General features: G+C 64.3%; 12 protein-coding genes. 7 read left to right on the top strand and 5 right to left on the bottom strand.

Translation table 11 applies throughout. The features are described from left to right. The first annotated feature begins 284 nt into the window (after positions 1-284). From ACOWU6_RS03165 to ACOWU6_RS03150, 4 genes are all read left to right on the top strand, one after another. Positions 285-1,226, top strand: coding sequence for an O-antigen ligase family protein (locus ACOWU6_RS03165; RefSeq protein ID WP_421074691.1), 942 nt, complete (start codon positions 285-287; stop codon positions 1,224-1,226). Continuing rightward, positions 1,213-2,676 (top strand): lipopolysaccharide biosynthesis protein, encoded by a 1,464-nt coding sequence (locus ACOWU6_RS03160; protein ID WP_421074690.1) that lies wholly within the window; start codon positions 1,213-1,215, stop codon positions 2,674-2,676. The genes ACOWU6_RS03165 and ACOWU6_RS03160 overlap by 14 nt, the downstream gene beginning before the upstream one ends. 9 nt (positions 2,677-2,685) lie before the next feature. Beyond that, a complete protein-coding gene (locus tag ACOWU6_RS03155) occupies positions 2,686-3,624 on the top strand; it encodes a hypothetical protein (RefSeq protein WP_421074689.1) in 939 nt (312 codons plus the stop codon). A 203-nt stretch (positions 3,625-3,827) separates the two neighbouring features. Further along, positions 3,828-4,448, top strand: a complete 621-nt coding sequence (locus tag ACOWU6_RS03150; protein WP_421074688.1) for a polysaccharide pyruvyl transferase family protein — start codon at positions 3,828-3,830, stop codon at positions 4,446-4,448. A gap of 614 nt (positions 4,449-5,062) precedes the next feature. Here ACOWU6_RS03150 and ACOWU6_RS03145 read toward each other — a convergent pair. The 3 genes from ACOWU6_RS03145 to ACOWU6_RS03135 all read right to left on the bottom strand — a co-directional run bounded on the left by ACOWU6_RS03145 (position 5,063) and on the right by ACOWU6_RS03135 (position 8,213). Then, complete coding sequence (locus tag ACOWU6_RS03145; protein ID WP_421074687.1) at positions 5,063-6,121, bottom strand: polysaccharide pyruvyl transferase family protein; 1,059 nt, start codon at positions 6,119-6,121, stop codon at positions 5,063-5,065. Beyond that, positions 6,118-7,008, bottom strand: a complete 891-nt coding sequence (locus ACOWU6_RS03140; protein WP_421074686.1) for a glycosyltransferase family 4 protein — start codon at positions 7,006-7,008, stop codon at positions 6,118-6,120. The genes ACOWU6_RS03145 and ACOWU6_RS03140 overlap by 4 nt, the downstream gene beginning before the upstream one ends. Before the next feature lie 152 nt (positions 7,009-7,160). Further along, positions 7,161-8,213: a glycosyltransferase gene (locus ACOWU6_RS03135; protein ID WP_421074685.1), complete on the bottom strand. Its 1,053-nt coding sequence runs from the start codon at positions 8,211-8,213 to the stop codon at positions 7,161-7,163. A gap of 508 nt (positions 8,214-8,721) precedes the next feature. Between ACOWU6_RS03135 and ACOWU6_RS03130 the strand changes: the two genes are divergently transcribed. Beyond that, complete coding sequence (locus ACOWU6_RS03130; protein WP_421074684.1) at positions 8,722-10,827, top strand: acyltransferase family protein; 2,106 nt, start codon at positions 8,722-8,724, stop codon at positions 10,825-10,827. A gap of 87 nt (positions 10,828-10,914) precedes the next feature. Here ACOWU6_RS03130 and ACOWU6_RS03125 read toward each other — a convergent pair whose 3' ends face one another. Next, positions 10,915-12,075, bottom strand: coding sequence for an acyltransferase family protein (locus ACOWU6_RS03125; protein ID WP_421074683.1), 1,161 nt, complete (start codon positions 12,073-12,075; stop codon positions 10,915-10,917). A 166-nt stretch (positions 12,076-12,241) separates the two neighbouring features. On the opposite strand from ACOWU6_RS03125, the gene ACOWU6_RS03120 reads away from it, so the two are divergent. After that, positions 12,242-12,910 carry a GntR family transcriptional regulator gene (locus ACOWU6_RS03120; protein WP_421074731.1) on the top strand — a complete coding sequence of 223 codons (669 nt, stop codon included), beginning with the start codon at positions 12,242-12,244 and terminating at the stop codon, positions 12,908-12,910. Between the two features lie 154 nt (positions 12,911-13,064). After that, a complete protein-coding gene (locus ACOWU6_RS03115) occupies positions 13,065-14,396 on the top strand; it encodes a D-alanyl-D-alanine carboxypeptidase family protein (protein ID WP_421074682.1) in 1,332 nt (443 codons plus the stop codon). A gap of 625 nt (positions 14,397-15,021) precedes the next feature. On the opposite strand, the gene ACOWU6_RS03110 is transcribed toward ACOWU6_RS03115, so the two are convergent. Then, positions 15,022-16,143 carry a hypothetical protein gene (locus tag ACOWU6_RS03110; RefSeq protein WP_421074681.1) on the bottom strand — a complete coding sequence of 374 codons (1,122 nt, stop codon included), beginning with the start codon at positions 16,141-16,143 and terminating at the stop codon, positions 15,022-15,024. Positions 16,144-16,169: the final 26 nt, after the last annotated feature.

The following is a 16,169-nucleotide window of genomic DNA, read 5'->3' as shown; positions in this document are numbered from 1 at the left end:
AGCACACGTTGACGATACCGCGGCTGCTCTTTCTGCTCATCCTGGTCCTGTTCTCGTTATACCGTCGCGAGCTTTTCAAGTTCGGAATCCCGTCTGGCGCGCCCACAGACATTGCTGGCTCCCAGGTGACAATATTCAACTACACTCTCGCACTTGCGATTCTAGGTCTGGCTGTTGCGGCACACGTGAAACACCAGTTCCGCCTCGGGTTCGCGGTCTCGGCGGCTCTCGTGCTACCTCTGTGGATTACACAATGGCCACATACGACCGAGGTGGCTAGCGGAATGTTCCAACTCGGCGTCGCCGTCATGGCGTGGATCGTGGGGGGCGCCTTCATGGCGACAGAGCTTCGAAGGCCCGACCCTTTTGGCTTCATTATTGTCGCCGTAACGCTGTTTCTTATCATTCAGTTCGCGTACGTTGCGCTTCAGACGACGGGCGTACTCTCGGTCGGTGTGCTTGAAGCCGGCGGAGAGACGCTCGCCCGTGTTCGAGGCACGTTCCATCACCCTGGAAACCTAGGGAAAGCGCTGTACGCAATGCTGCTCCTAACGCTGCCTGCGTTGATTTCTCGAGTCCGCCGCACGCGCCTGCTGGCTGTCTTCTCTCTTGCAATGATTCTCGTCATGATCGGGTTGTCCTACTCGCGGGCTAACATGGTCGCGGTGGCAGCGACACTGGTCGTCTGGGCGATCTGCTCGCCTGGCCAACATGCAGCGCGTCGGTTCTTGACCCTTCTCATTCTCGCCATCATCGCGCTTCCGTTCGTCGATGCGTTGGTCGCAAGATTCGAATCGGATCCAGAGGGCGGCGTGCGCCCACAGGTTTGGGAAGCCGCAATGCAGCAGCTCTCTCAGAACCCCCTCTTCGGCACCGGACCGAACGCGTTCATCGCAGAAGTCGGGCAATGGAATTCCTCCGTGGCGCTCGGATATCCCGTCCATAACAGCTTCGTGCTCCTCGCCGCGGAACTTGGTGTCCTCGGAGCCCTGGCCTACTTTGCACCGCAACTAGGCGCGTGGTTTAGTGCGGCTCGGATGTGGTTCACGCGACGCGCAACGCCTGCGTCGTCTGCTGTGCTTGCTTCTGCGCCCGGCATTCTCGCAATCGGGTGGACGGGATGGGGGCTCATCGACCAGCCGTACCTCAGCCTTTGGTTCCTCGCCATGGGGATGCTCGTCGCGATGATGCGCTCGGACAGAAAGGGCGCCGATGAGCACCGATGACATCGGCGGACGAGCTCTTCGCGGGATGGGTTGGGTTGCCGCCGAGAAGTGGGGCGTACGTCTTGTTTCCCTAGCGGTTTTCGCCGTGCTCACCCGCACAGTCGCACACGAAGCATTCGGACTGCTCTCGCTAACGACGGTGTTCATCGCCATTCTCATGGTGTTTGTCGACTCAGGTTTTGCGAAGTCGCTCGTTCAGAAGCCCGAGATCGACAATCGGGACACGTCCACCGCTTTCTGGACTTCTCTCGGAATTGCCGCTCTCATATACGTCGTCCTGTTCTTCGCTGCGCCCCTCATTGCAGCGGCGTATGCGGAGCCGACATTAACTCCCGTCTTGAGAGTTATGGGCCTGGGGCTCTTCGTCAATGCGGCAAGCGGAGTGCCTGCCGCTCTGCTCGAACGCAACATGGACTTCCGAGTGCTCTCGCTCAGGAGTATCTCTGGCACAATGGCCGGTGCTGCGATCTCGATCCCTCTGGCGCTGAGTGGCGCTGGCGTATGGGCCCTCGTTGCGCAGACCCTAGGAACACTCGTCGCGTCAGCTATCGCTTTGTGGCTCTCCTCGGAATGGCGACCACAGCTTCTATTCTCCGTCAGCTCCCTTCGAGCGATGATTTCGTTCGGGATGAGCATTCTAGGACTCGAGTTGATGAATGCGGTTCAAGCTAATGTTGACAAGCTACTGATTGGAACATTTCTCGGCTCGGGGCCGCTCGGCATTTACTTCATCGCGCAACGCCTTCTCAATATCATTACCGAGCTCATGACCACGGTGATCGGAAAGCTTGCGCTTACTACATTTTCGCGTCTACAGTCAGAGCCCTCGAGGCTAAGGCGTGCCTTCCTACAAATGACGTTCGGTTCCGCCGCTGTTGCCGTTCCAGTGTTTGCCGCAGTCGCCTTGCTCGCAGAGATCATCGTGCCTTACGTTTTCGGGCCGAACACGATGCCTTCGGTTCCGGTAATGCAAGTCCTCGCAATCTCTGCGGCGTTCGCATCAATCGTCTACTTCGACAAGAACACGCTTCTCGCCGTCGGACAGGCGCCGCGCGCATTCACACTCGGACTGATCGAGAACGTCGTAGGCGTGGTGCTGCTCCTTCTCTGCCTTCCGTACGGGCTGCTGGTCGTCGCAATCGGAAGGGCGGCGCGACTTTTTGTAGTTTGGCCGTGGCGCCTATGGCTGCTTCACAGACACGTCGGAATTGATATTCGCCGATATCTTTCGATTGTAATCATTGCAGTTTCATCGATCGTTCCTTCAGTGCTCGTGTATCTCCTTCTTGAAAAGACAGCTTGGCGAATGACTGAGCCCGCCTTTTGGACATTCGCGGTCCCCGTCGGAATTATCATCGTGACCATTTACGCGCTCACACTTGCCGGGATCGCGCGGGAGGATGAACGCGCATTCCTAAAATCGGTCCTGCGACGGATCCGCAAGAAGTAGGGGGACCCCGTGATGTTCAATTTCCGAACGCTCTCCGGCAACGCGGACGCGCAACTCATCGGGCGCTTGTCTAGTGCCGCGAGCGAGGCGGCTCTCGGTGGAGTATTCAATCCGAGCATCCTTCGCATTGAGGACGGTTATGTAGCCGCCTTCCGAGCGATACCCGCTGGTACTCAAGCGATCCGGGCCTACCTTGTCCACTTGTCCGCGGCTTCCTCTAGCGCGAGCGTCCACGACCTTACCGCTGCGGGCGAGCGCGCAGGTATCCCCAAGGTTGCCGACCCAAAGTTGGTCAGGATCGGCGCCGTAGTCTATGCCACTTTCAACACAGGCTTCGTACGGGAAGGGAGAAACGAGCTGTTTTTGGCGCCGGTCTATCCCAAGGTCGGCGCCCCGCAACGAATTGTTGCCGACTTCGATCGACAGCGAATTGAGAAGAACTGGGCGTTTTTTGAGGGCGATAGCAAGACCGTGCGCGCTGTCTACCAGCTCCACCCATACCGCGAGGTTTGTCTGGTTCAAGGCCAGCTCGGGGCCGAGGATGATCTCGTGTTCGCATCCGCGCCACCGGCGCGCGTTCACAGCAATATGAGCGGCACTCTCACCATCGGCACTCAACTTCTCGTTCGCGATGACCGCGCGCTACTTATGGCTCACGAAAAGTGGGTCGTACCGCGCTCTAGTAAACGAACCTACTTCGGGAGGGCTGTGGGACTGACCGGGATTGGGACGTCCGACATTCGCGTCCATGCCTACCCTGAGCGTCTAATACATCGATGGCGAGATGCTCTCCCCCGGCGGGGGGTTCACAACTATAACCTCCTTTCTGCCACATATTTTTCAGGCCTGTCGGGCGAGCCCGACAGTGAGGACGTCGTTCTGGGCTACGGCGTGAACGACGCACGTTTTTCGATTGTGAGATTGCACGAGGCAGACCTATGGCCGTGAATACGTACTATTACGACAAGCGCGCGACCACGTCCTGGACGCAAAGACTTGTTGAGACGTTGCGACGCTCTCCGCATCGCCTTCGCGTGGGAAACGCGGGCGATCTCTACAATGCTGACCTCGTACGTCACCTGTATGGGACCTCGGCCCGCAACACGGACACTGCACCCCGAATTCTTTTCGTTGGCTCCACCATTCATCGCATGCAGTCGGGCGATATCGTTGCAGGGTTGGGCACCAAAGGCGCCCCTCTTCCCTCGTCGAAGGTATCTCCCCGGATCTTCGGCGTGCGCGGTCCCCTCACGGCCTCGGCACTCCGCGAGGCAGGGTTCGATCTATCGGAGCTTAGATTCATGCTCGACCCCGGCCTGCTTATAGGCGAGGTGTTTCCGCATCTCAAAAATGAGCGCTCGCTCCCGGGGCGTGAGATCTTCATTCCTCATTACCGCGAACGGGACACCTATCGTGGCTACCGCGCGCCAGCAAACCGCAATCTGAGATTGGTCTCGGTCGATTGCACTGCGGAAGAGCTGGGGAGGGCAATCGCGCGAAGCGAGGTCGTGTATTCGTCGTCGTTGCATGGCGTCATCTTTGCGCACGCCCTGGGCAGGCCAGCGGTACTGGTCGCCCCTGCGACCGCCGAACCGGAGCTTAAGTACCGCGACTACTTCGCGTCAGTTGGCCTTTCGTGGTCTTCGCCTTTGCCTCTCGTCGACGCTGTGACCAGAGGGGTGCCCACTCTGCCGAGCAGTGTCAGGGACCTCATTCGCTCAGCCGACTTCCCCTCGATCGAGGAGCTTCGTGCAGCTTCGATTGCGGACTAGCAGTCATGGCTCGCGGAGTAGTCGTGACTGCTCTAACTGAGCCAGCTCTGCCGCAGCTTCATGTTCGGCGAATCAAGCATGGTGGACCGGTCCCCCACCCTCACTCGTTCGTATTCGCGCAAGGCTCCGCAGCGCGAGGTCGTCGTCCAATTGCGGGCTCCGCAAGCGCCTCTGTCCGCTCAGAGTCCCTGGTCGGCTAGAGACGACTTCCTAGCCGGTCGAAGGCAAGCTGTAGTGCTTCCCTGTTGAATCGGCTCTCGTAGGCCGACGCCTGGACGTGGTAGCTCGGCGACGGTCCCCAACCGCGACGGATGGTGCTACACACGACGATGTCCAGGTGTCCACGACCGAGCAGCTGTGGCCGACTACTCACAAACTCGGCATCGCCAGCGACATACTCGCCGGCGGTGCCGCGTTAATCCACCCCAGTATCGATGGTCGAAACCGACCCGCAATCGTTGGTCGCCGTCAGCCAGGGACGTTCAGGCGCCCACGAGCGTGGGCGTCGTGCTTCGCAAAGGAGTTTCGCGTCTGCTCGGCACTGGAGTTCGGGACGATGCTCGAACGGGAAGAAGAAACAACTTCCAAGTCGCGTGCAATCCCGGCGTTCCTCATTAGGGCCTCTGAGCGGCGCGCTCTCTGATCTCCTCCACAATCTGCGCTCGCGCAAGCCGAATCTTCTCCGCCGCCGAAAGAATTCGATCGTCGTACGCTCTCCGCTCCTCGACGCTGAATCTCAGCCGCGAGACCTGATCGCGGACTGCGTCGGGGTCAAAGGCGTTTACAGAGTGGACCCAGGGGCTGATCTCTAGGTCCTCAAACGCTCCGAAGCCCTTCCGCTCATAGGCCAAGTGCACCACGTAGTGCCCTGCAGCGAGCGCCATGAGGGCGGCGTGAAGACGAACGGCGACAACGACTCGAGGCTGCCCGCCGATGGTCATGAGCTCGTCACGGGCGAGGACCGAGCGCGGGCTAAGAGTGGAAGACGCGGCTCGATCGTCGTTTCCGCCGACGGTGCTCTGTATGTAACCGTCGTAGGTACCGATGCTCTCCGCCAGACGATAGATGTCCGGATTGACGCGGCCGCGAACTTCCCGAATAGAGAGAACTGGCACGGAATCAACGACGCTTCCGGGCCGTCGCCCGTTCACCACCGCAGCCGTCGCGAGGTCAGGTCGTCTACGCATCGTCGACACGTCGATCTCTCGCATTGTGCGATCATCTCTGACCATGACGAGGTCGATGCACCGCAACATCTTTTGCGCCCAGCGCCGAGTCCCGAATCTTGCCGGCCCGATGCTCTGGGGTAGATAGACGGTCGGGACACTCGCCCGCGCCGCAGCACGGAGCTGAGGTACGTGGACAAGAGCGGTCTTCAATGCCTCTACTGGCGTGCCCGCCCGGAGGTAGCCGCCTCCGACGCCGATGACGATGTCGAAGCCATCAATTCGCTTTAGAACGTCGCGAGTGCCTGCGTCCCAGCCCCGGACGGCGGGCACAGTCGGCAATGCCCGCACGCCGAGTTCGGTGAAGGTGTCGGGACGGGCCGCAAGCAGTGTGACCTCCGCGTCCTCTCCCAGTGCTTCGCGGATCAGGTCGAGCGTCTCGCGCACCAGCAGGCCATCCCCGGCGTTGTCCGCGGAGTAACCATGGAGAACGAGAACTCGCTTCATGCGCCCAGCGCCTTCCTATAGACCTCGATGTGCTTCGCGACGCTTACTTCCCAGGTGAATCTCGAAGCCCACTGCGCGCCCTGATCTACGCAACGCCGACGAGCACTCGAGTCTGAGAGAGCCCTCACCACTCCCGCTGCGAGCGCGTCTCGCTCAAGCCCTTCAAACCTTATCGAGGGACCAGCCACCTCGGCCAATGAGCCCCGCTCAGATGTCACGACTACGGCACCCGCTGCCAGTGCCTCGACGACCGGGAAACCGAAGCCCTCATAAAGACTCGGGAAGACGAACACCTCACATCGCTGCATGAGGGCTGTTCGATCACTGTCAGAAACGAACCCGAGACGAACGACGTCGGGGGAAGTAGCGATCGCCCGCATTGAGTCTTCGGAGTTCCAGGCAGGCTTGCCGGCGATCACGAGCTTTACGCCCATAGATCGCACTTCCGGGCTCGCGAAGGCCGCGACGAGCTCGACCAGGTTCTTGCGCGGCTCGATGTTGCCAAGGTATAACGCGAACCTTTCGGGGAGCTTGCTGGCGATCTCTTCCGAAAGCCTTGCTCGCCGACTGAATCGCTCAAGATCAATTCCATGCTCGATCGTCGTGAGTCGGCCTGTCTCTACCCCGAACACCTCCTGGACGTCCGCGGCGCTCGAGTTCGAAACTGTAATGACTTGATCCGTCGAGTCGACTGCTCGTTGGACTCGGGTCCGCCAGAGCATCTCCTGTTTCCGACTCCGCGCGACCGAGATCCAGCGACTCGCAACTCCGTGGACCGTCACTACGGAGGGCCTGCGCGTGCGCACAAGCGGACCGGTGTCTGCAACATAGTGAAGGACCTCCCCCGGCCGTCCGCCGCGCCACGCTGCCAGCGTTTCGTTGACCATCGTGAGTGCAGGATGAGGACCAGCAGGTATACGCCCGACGTCAACCCCGCGTTCGCGCAGGCCGGCTTCGATATGACGTGCGTAGGTTGTATTGCCTCCGGTATGACGGTCCAGAATCCGGCTCGGCATCAGCACACGCATCAAATATCTCCTCAAACCGACGCGTAGAGCGCGCACAGCGCCTTCCGCTGAGCGTCGCGGTTCATAGTTTCATTCAGGTGGTGAGCTGCCGCGACTGCGCGTCCGTACGCTGGCCCTCGGTCGAGGATCTCAAGAATCAAGTCTGCCGCTTGACTCTGCGTGGCAGCATCGGGGATATCCAGACCGTCGAATGTGGGTATCCGCCGCACCGCAATGGGATGTTCGAAGGCCGCAGCGTCGAGCAGGCTTAGCGGGAAACCTTCGTAATGAGCGGAGTGGAAATACACGCCCGGCTTAGCCAGTTCTGCGGCCAACGCGTCACCGTTAAGCCACCCGAGAACCCTAACGCCGGCAGATTCAAGTCGACGACGCATCGCCGCGCCGCGTCCGTCGTCTACACCGTCGACGTCCCCAATCCATCTGAATGTTACATTCGGGTCAATCGCAGCCACTCGCTCAGCCACTTCTGCAAAGAAGTCTGGGTCTTTCTGGTCGGACAGTCGCCCGATCATAAGGACGTCGCGAGCGGGCCTAAACTCTGTCGCGGCAAACGCCGATCTAGGCCGAATCGTGGCCACGTTCGGGAGGTAATACGTGCGGGCGTGCTTATCCAGGGATCTCGCAAGACGCTCTTCATGCGGAGAGAGGACCACCGTCCCTGCGGAACGCCGGGCGAGTGTCTGCTCCGCTAGCCGGAAGGCCACACGACGAACGACCGACTGCTGCCCATCGTCGAACTTATAGCAATGCGGCTGGTAGAGAACCGGGACATCTAGTCGCGCGATGCGAGCGTACACGCCGCCGAAGCTCGAATGAGCGTGCACGGCATCAGGCTCGAGCAGCGAGACAACCTCCCGCAGCCGGCGCACAGCGCCAATCAGCTGTCGCGGCGACTGCGGCATCTCATGAACGCTCGCGAACGGGAGCGCAGCATCAGGCACCTCATTACCGGCCCATAGAAGGTGATGCTCGGCTTCCGGCATGAGTTCGACGAGCGAAGCAATCGCTCGGCTGATGCCACCTGCATACACCTGCGTGACGTGGAGGACGCGCGTCGCTGTCATACCCGACCAATCATGACTCCCGGCTTCCGGAAGCGTCCGGGGACCAGGTTGAAGGCTAGCAAACCTCACCCGCAGCGCCTCAGGCCCGCTGAACGTTCGGGGCTCACGGGAGCAACACCCATCGCGCGCACGCGATGATGAGCTGCAGAGCTCGCAACGAGGACCGGTGAGCGCGTGCCGCGCTCCGGGGGCGCGTTCAGCTCACCCGCAACAGAGACAGGACAGCGTTCTATATCGTTGGGTCATGCGTCGATCGCGTTTCACCTGGGCCCCGGTGCTCCCGTTCTGCTTCGCGGTCACCCTCGGCTACGTCTGCCTTGCGATCGGCTGGGTCGCGCCTGGCGCCCTACCGGGAATCTGGATCGCTTGGGCGGCTGTGTCTGCCGGATGCTTCTTGACATCGCTGATCCGCCAGCGATCGCTGTACCGCCAGCAAACGCAGGAGGTGCCTCTGCGTGACAGATGAGTCGGGATGTCGCGTTAACGGAGAGATGGTGGCTAGTTCACGATGCACGCAATGACGAGCGGGAAAACGCCGCGTTCCGAAGGGGCTCGGACGACGAATCAACCATTGGGAGAAGGGCAAGCGGCACCAGTTAAGGCCCGCCCTGACAGAGTGCGAGCAGACATCCAGGCACTGCGTGCCGTGGCGGTGCTCATGGTCCTCCTCTTCCACTTCTGGCCCGTAGCGCTCCCTGGCGGCTATGCCGGTGTCGATGTTTTCTTCGTCATATCAGGATATTTGATCACCTCGCACCTCATTCGGGAGCGAGACCGGTCAGGCCGCATTGACCTCCCCCGCTTTTGGGCTCGTCGCGCACGCCGTCTGCTTCCCGCATCCTTGTTCGTCGTCCTCGTATCGGCCGTCGCCACTTGGTTGGTCGTTCCCGTAACATTTTGGCAAGACTGGTATAAGCAGATGGCGGGCGCCATCGCGTATGTACTGAACTGGCTCCTTGCCGCCGATAGCGTTGACTATCTTGCGTCAGAGAACAACGCTTCCGCAGTTCAGCACTACTGGTCTCTCTCAGTGGAGGAGCAGTTCTATATTTTCTGGCCGCTTCTGATCCTCGCGTGCGCGGCCTCGCTGCGCAAATTTCCACGACGAGCGATCGTTTTCGGCATATCTGCGATAACCACACTATCCCTTGTGGTGTCGGTCGCGATGACAATATCAGCGCCAGCCGCAGCTTATTTCGTGACCCCCACGCGCGCTTGGGAATTCGGCGTCGGAGCCCTTCTCGTATTTCTACCCGCCGCATCGAATGCTCTAATCAGAGCAATTTCCGGGTGGGCGGGTTTAGCAGCGATTCTAGCCACCGGGCTTTTCTACACAGCCGCCACTCCCTTCCCGGGATATGCCGCCCTGCTGCCCGCACTCGGCACCGCATTGGTTATCTGGTCTGAATCAACGCGTTATCGGTGGTCGTTTACGATCGCTGCGAATCTCCGACCGCTGCAGTATGTCGGGGATATTTCGTATTCGCTGTACCTGTGGCACTGGCCCCTGATCGTCGTCACGCCGTACGTAACCGGGCGTGAGCTCAGCTTCCTTGACACCCTCGCGCTTTTCGTCATATCTCTGGCCCTCGCTGCGTTGACGAAGAAGTACATCGAGGATCCTCTCCGGATGTCTCCGCGGCTCACCTCCCGACGCCCGCGCTTCACCTTCGCCATTACGGCAGCCGCAATGGTCGCGGTGCTCTCGGTCTCCGCTGGTGGCTTCTTCGTCGCGCGCGAAATGAAGCAAAACGACATGATCGCGGTGACGACTCTGCTCGAGGATTCGCCGGATTGCTTCGGCGCCGAGGCACTAATACGACCGGACTGCGACCCCACGCCCCTTGCCGGTGCGCTGTTCCCCTCGCTGGCTGCCGTGAAGTCAGACACGACGTTGGCGTATGACTGTTACGCCAATGCCCCGCAGAACGGGCGCATAGAATCCTGCACCTACGGCTCCGAAAGCTCGGACGCCTTACGTGTTGCGGTCACAGGGGACTCGCACGGAGCCATGCTCGTCGCGGGCTTCTACCCCTATCTCGAGGATTGGAACTGGTCACTTGACACTTATGTGAGCCGGGGTTGCACGTGGGCCGATCCGAGCCTCGATGAACAATGTGCCGAGTACCGAGCGAATCTGGCAGATCGCCTCCTGGAAGGCGACTACGACCTCATCGTCACCACGGCGGTACGCGACGCCGACGCAACCACTGCTGAGGTACAAGCGTTTGCCTCCGCTCGCGCGGACGCATGGGCTCCGGTGCTCGAGGACGGGGCGCACGTGGCCGTCGTTGCGGACAATCCGCGCGTTCCTGATGACATGGTTGATTGCGTCACGGAGCGTCCTGGACCGGCGATTGCCGCGGAGGATTGTGTGATGCCGCTCGACCGACTCGACTCACCCGCCGACAGCGGACCGATTGCCGCCGATCTTGAACCGCGTGCCCAACTAATAGACACCGCCGATCTATACTGCGCCTCGAATGGTTGCCCGATGGTGATAGGCAACGCGAATGTGTATCGAGATCAGCACCACGTCACGGCCACTTATATCATCACTGCTGCGCCCTACTTGGCAGAGCGTATAGAGGGTGTTGCGACCTCTCGTCGTTGACTCGCACGGCCACTCCACCGGCCGCCCTCACGCGAGGATAGCCAAGCCGTCGACGTCTGACAGTTGCATGGCGACGTGAGCACGCACCTACGTGGACCTGCACGAGCTGCAATAGCACGCCATACCGCGGGCCTGCGACGTGATCGCCGTGGGCTCTGCCGCGGCGGCCGCGGGTGCAGGAGGTCGCACCGCTCCCGCGGCGACAAGCCCCGCGATCAGCAGCGCGACTCCCCCCGATCGTCGCGACCCAGACCATCCGCCCGCTGGCTCGCGCGAGCCACGCCGACCGCAGTACGTGGTTCTCGACCAGGTGATATGTGACAGCCGCGAGGGCGAGCGTGACCGCGAGCACGACCGCGAGGAACTTCCGCTCGTGCGCATCGAACCGCGGCGCGAGGCCGTTGCGACCACGGCGAGCAGCGCGCCGGCCACGGGCATTCCCTCGCTGCCGCTGGTGAGGAGCGCGAACGCGAGGGCGGCGAGACCCACCCAGACGATCCGCGGGCGCCACGCGTCGCGCAATCGAGCCAGCAGCGGCGCGCCGACCGCCACGAGCGCACCGAGGGCGAGCTCCCACGCGCGCGTGAGGGATGAGAAGTACGCGACGCCGGGCCTCTGCGGCGTCTCGAGCGCACCCCACGCGAGCGACCCGACGAGGATGGCGCCGAGCGCGATCGCCAGGACGCGACGGCTGGGCACACGGCGACGAGCCGCGAGCAGAAGGCAGAGGATGAGGATGGCCGGCCAGACGAGGTAGAACTGCTCCTCGACGCCGAGCGACCAGTAGTGCTGGAGCGGCGAGACGGCGCCGGTGTCGGCCCAGTAATCGGTGCCCTCGGCCGCGAATCGCCAGTTGCTCACGAAGAAGACCGCGGCGAGCGCGTCGAGTGCGATCGACCGCGCCTGCTCGCCGCCGAGGAGCACCCAGCTTGCGCCGACGGTGACGACGAGCACGAGAACCGACGCCGGCATGATCCGGCGGACGCGACGCCGATAGAACTCGGCGAGTGAGATGCGGCCTGTGCGGTCGCTCTCGCGCAGCAGCAGCGCCGTGATGATGAAGCCCGAGATGACGAAGAAGACGTCGACCCCGAGGAATCCGCCCGCGGGCCATCCGACGGCGTGGTTCGCTATGACGGCGAGCACCGCGACGGCGCGCAGACCCTGGACGTCGCGGCGGAGGTGGCTCGGTTCGCGTCCGCCGCTCATGCGGGGCTCTGCGCCGATGCCCTGAGCGAGAGCGGACACGAGGGCCAGTTTAGGGGCGGCGGGCGGAATTCGACCCCGCCGGATCCCGCCCCAGCGCCGGGGATTATGCCAATATGTTCGTACCCTAACAACCCCGTGCGCGAAGTGTCGCAGGGGCCGTACCTTCAGTCGCATACCCGAGTGCGACTGCGAAGGAGTCGATGTGATGCAGCCGCGTATCCGCGCCCACACGGAGTCCCTGACCGACAGCGTGTTCCAGCATCTCGCGCGTGAGATCTGCGAGGGGCGCTACTCTCCCGGAGAGGCCCTCGAGCTCGCGGAGATCGCGCAGGAGCTCGGCATCTCGCGCATGCCCGTGCGCGAGGCCATCCGACGCCTCGTTCCCCTCGGACTCGTGGACGTCGAAGCCAGCCGCTGGACGCGCGTCGCCCCGGTCACGCCGGCATCGACGAAGGCGGCGGCGGAGTTCGCCGCCTATCTCGCGGGCGGCGTCGCGCGGGTCGCAATCCCGAAGCTCGCCGGCACGACGATGCACGCGGCTGCGTCCGCCGAGCTGGCGGCCCTGGTCTCAGCGGCCGAGCCACGCGACCTGCTCCTGAGCTCGACCCGCTTCGTCAGCGTGCTCGCGCGCGCCGCCGAGAACGAGCACCTCCTCGAAGCGTGGAATGCCGCCCGGATCACGCTGCTGTTCCACGTCGGGCACGTCGTGCGCACGGGCCCGAGCCACGACATCGACATGGCTCCCACCATCTCGCAGCTGAAGCGGGCGTTCGAGGCCGGCGACGGCGCCGAGGTGGCGACGCACCTCCAGGAGTTCTTCCTGCCCGCGGCCTTCGCCGACTGCCGCCCCGCCGTCGAGGAAGGCGCACCGTAGCGCCGCAGCCAGCCCGCGCCATCCGCTCGGGTGCCCGGGTCGCTCCGTTCCCCACCGCCATCGGCCCGTCGATACGATCGGGATCATGACTTCCGGGGGGATGGCGCGCGCAGCGCGGGGGCGAGCACGTGCACGAGGGCGGAAGCCGGGTTCCGTGATCCGCAGGCTCGCGAGCGGACTCGCGGCCGCCATCCTGCTCGGCGGGATGGCCGCGGTCGCGCCGAGCGTGACGGTCGCGCCGGCAGCCGCCGCGAGCGCCTCGCCCGACCCGAGCTCGAGCCGCCCGATCTACCGGTTCTGGAGCCAGGGGTACGAGAACGCCCACTTCTACACGCTCGACCACTCCGAGGCGCAGGGCCTGCACAGCAACGACGGCAACTGGACATACGAGGGAACGGACTTCCGGGTCTGGCCGCTCGCGTCGGGCTCATGCCCGGCCGGGACCTCGCCCGTGCACCGATTCTGGTCATCCGCCTACACGTCGCACTTCTACACGATGAACGCGGCCGAGGCTGATGAGGTGCGCCGCACCGACCGCAACTGGACGTACGAGGGTGTGCGGTTCTGCGCCGCAGCGCATCAGACCGCGGGGACCGTCGCGGTCCACCGGTTCTGGAGCCCCGGCTTCGAGAAGCACTTCTACACCGCCAACGCCGACGAGGCCCAGAAGCTGCGCACGAGCGACCGCAACTGGACGTACGAGGGTGTCGCCATGTACGCGCCCACCTCGGGGGCGGCGTCGCCTCCGATCACGGGCCAGCCGGCACCGCGCGTCGGCTGCCAGTCGCCCGACATGCCCGCGGCGCTCGCAGCCCACGACGCGGGGCGCATCACGCAGCTCTTCGGCGGGGCGGGCGCGCTGCGCGACGCGATCGCCGACGGCCGCGCGGCGTGCGTGCCGCTCGACGACCCGGCGCTGCCGTGGGTCGTCGTGAACAAGCAGCGCCCCGTGACTCCGCTCGACTACGTCCCCTCGTCGCTCACCGTGCCATCCGGCTCTCTCGTCGACGGCGGCATCCGCTCCGACGCCGTCGGATCGTTCGAGCAGCTGCAGCGCGACGTCGCCGCATCGGGCGCCGGCCGCATCGCGCTGACGAGCGGCTACCGCTCGTACGGCACCCAGGCGGGCATCCATCGCTACCAGGTCGAGACGCTCGGCCAGGAGCAGGGCGAGCGGCTCGCGGCCCGGCCGGGCTACAGCGAGCACCAGCTCGGCCTCGCCGCGGATGTCGTGTCGTGCGGCGGCGGATGCGGCTCGCTGTACAGCTTCGCCGGCACCGCGCAGGAGCGCTGGGTGCGCGAGAACTCGTGGCGGTACGGGTGGATCGTGCGCTACGAGTCGGGCCAGACCGGCACGACCGGATACAACGCCGAGCCGTGGCACCTGCGGTACATCGGCCCCGACCTCGCGCGGGTCTACCACGACAGCGGGTACCACTCGCTCGAGGCGTTCTTCGGGCTCCCGGCTGCGCCGGAGTACCGGTGACGCGGGAGGTCCCTTGCCCGCAGCAGACTGGATGCACCTCCGGCGACGTCGGCGCTCCTTCCAGGCGTTGAGCGAGCTGGTGCCCCTTCCGGGCGTTGAGCGAGCTGGTGCCCCTTCCGGGCGTTGAGCGAGCTGGTGCCCCTTCCGGTCGTTGAGCGAGCGAAGCGAGACGAAACGCCGCCGAAGAACGGTCACCACGTTTCGTCTCGGTCGCTGGCGCTCCCTCGCTCAACGACCGGGGGAAGGCACCGGCACTTCCGCTCGGGAGGTTGAGCGAACGAAGCCCCTTCCGGACGTTGAGCGAGCGAAGCGAGACGAAACGCCGCCGAAGAACGGTCACCACGTTTCGTCTCGGTCGCTGGCGCTCCCTCGCTCAACGACCGGGGGAAGGCACCGGCACTTCCGCTCGGGAGGTTGAGCGCACTCGCCCCTTCCGGTCGTTGAGCGAGCGAAGCGAGACGAAACGCTGCCGAAGAACGGTCACCACGTTTCGACTCGGTCGCTGGCGCTCCCTCGCTCAACGACCGGGGGGGAGGCGCCGGCGCTCCCTCGCTCAACGACCGAGGGGAGGTACCGGCACTCCCTCGCTCAACGACCGGGGGGGAAGACAGCCGAGCTCCCGCGCTCACCGCACCTCGGCCATCCGCTTCCGCGCATACCCCCACGTCGCGAGCGCGAGCAGCGGACCCCACGCCCAGAACGGCAGCACGAGCGCGCTCGCGCCGTGCAGCTGCCCCGAGACGATCAGCCCCAACTCCTGCACGCCGCCGGCGGTGAAGAGCACTGCGACCGAGAGCGCCGGCACGACGGCGAGCGCGATCGGCACCGGCCGCTCGCCGATGCCGGGCACCCACCGCGGCGCACGCTCGCCCCACGGCAGCACGAGGCCGAGCGTGAGCACGGCCCCGAGCAGCATCGCCGCCCCGAGCAGCAGCCCCGTCACGAACATGTCGGGGTGCTCCGCGAAGGCCTCGAGGTCGCCTCCGAAGACCGGCCACGGCGTGAGCCAGGTCAGACGCGCGACGACGTACGGCGCGGGGCACAGCGCCGCGACCACCGTGATCACCACGCGATGCCGCTGCACGAACGCGCCCATGCGCGGCAGCGCGGCCGCCGTCGAGGTCGCGGCCCAGACCATCCAGACTCCGGCGAAGAGGGTGAGCCCGAGCGCCCCGACGAAGCGGACCGGATCGTCGAGGACGCTCTCGGTGAACCGGGCGTAGAACATCCCGATCGGGAACACCCCCGTCACCGCGAGCACGACGACGGCGACAACGGGCACCACGAGCGCGACCGCTGCGAGCGGACGCCGCCGCGCGAGCAGGGCGATCACCACGACGACGCCGATCGGCACGAGGGTCGCGAGCGTGTACCCCGCGATGACGATGCCGTCGAATCCGACGAGGCCGAGCGCGACGGCGAGCGACGCGATGAGCGCGAGCGCGGGTGCCGCGCGGTCGAGCGACCGCCATCCGGCGAGCGAGGCGAGCCCCGCGGCGAGCGCGAGCACTCCCGCGAGCGCGAGGATGGCGCCCGCCGCGAAGGACGCGAACGGCGCGGACCCGCCGAGCAGCTGCTCGAGCGGAGTGCCGCCCGCCGCGAACGGGCCGGCGTCGGGAGCGACGAGCCACACCCCCGCGGCGGCGAGCGCCACGGTCGCGAGCGCGACACCGACCCACGTGAGCGGCCGCGACGCGGGCGGGCGGATGGTCGGAGCCGGGTTCGGAATCTGCGTGCGAATGTCCATGGCTCCACGGTCGCGCGGAGACCCGG

The sequence above is a fragment of the Microbacterium sp. SA156 genome (assembly GCF_049065455.1).
Taxonomy (GTDB): domain Bacteria; phylum Actinomycetota; class Actinomycetes; order Actinomycetales; family Microbacteriaceae; genus Microbacterium; species Microbacterium barkeri.
This window is presented reverse-complemented; position numbering and strand designations above follow the sequence as displayed.

What these genes read in the sequence shown, in the direction of transcription:
- ACOWU6_RS03165 (WP_421074691.1), top strand. Translation starts at nt 285, where the DNA reads ATGTTCCAACTCGGCGTCGCCGTCATGGCGTGGATCGTGGGGGGCGCC.
- ACOWU6_RS03160 (WP_421074690.1), top strand. Translation starts at nt 1,213, where the DNA reads ATGAGCACCGATGACATCGGCGGACGAGCTCTTCGCGGGATGGGTTGG.
- ACOWU6_RS03150 (WP_421074688.1), top strand. Translation starts at nt 3,828, where the DNA reads ATGCAGTCGGGCGATATCGTTGCAGGGTTGGGCACCAAAGGCGCCCCT.
- ACOWU6_RS03145 (WP_421074687.1), bottom strand. Translation starts at nt 6,121, where the DNA reads ATGAAGCGAGTTCTCGTTCTCCATGGTTACTCCGCGGACAACGCCGGG.
- ACOWU6_RS03140 (WP_421074686.1), bottom strand. Translation starts at nt 7,008, where the DNA reads ATGGTCAACGAAACGCTGGCAGCGTGGCGCGGCGGACGGCCGGGGGAG.
- ACOWU6_RS03135 (WP_421074685.1), bottom strand. Translation starts at nt 8,213, where the DNA reads ATGACAGCGACGCGCGTCCTCCACGTCACGCAGGTGTATGCAGGTGGC.
- ACOWU6_RS03130 (WP_421074684.1), top strand. Translation starts at nt 8,722, where the DNA reads ATGCACGCAATGACGAGCGGGAAAACGCCGCGTTCCGAAGGGGCTCGG.
- ACOWU6_RS03120 (WP_421074731.1), top strand. Translation starts at nt 12,242, where the DNA reads ATGCAGCCGCGTATCCGCGCCCACACGGAGTCCCTGACCGACAGCGTG.
- ACOWU6_RS03110 (WP_421074681.1), bottom strand. Translation starts at nt 16,143, where the DNA reads ATGGACATTCGCACGCAGATTCCGAACCCGGCTCCGACCATCCGCCCG.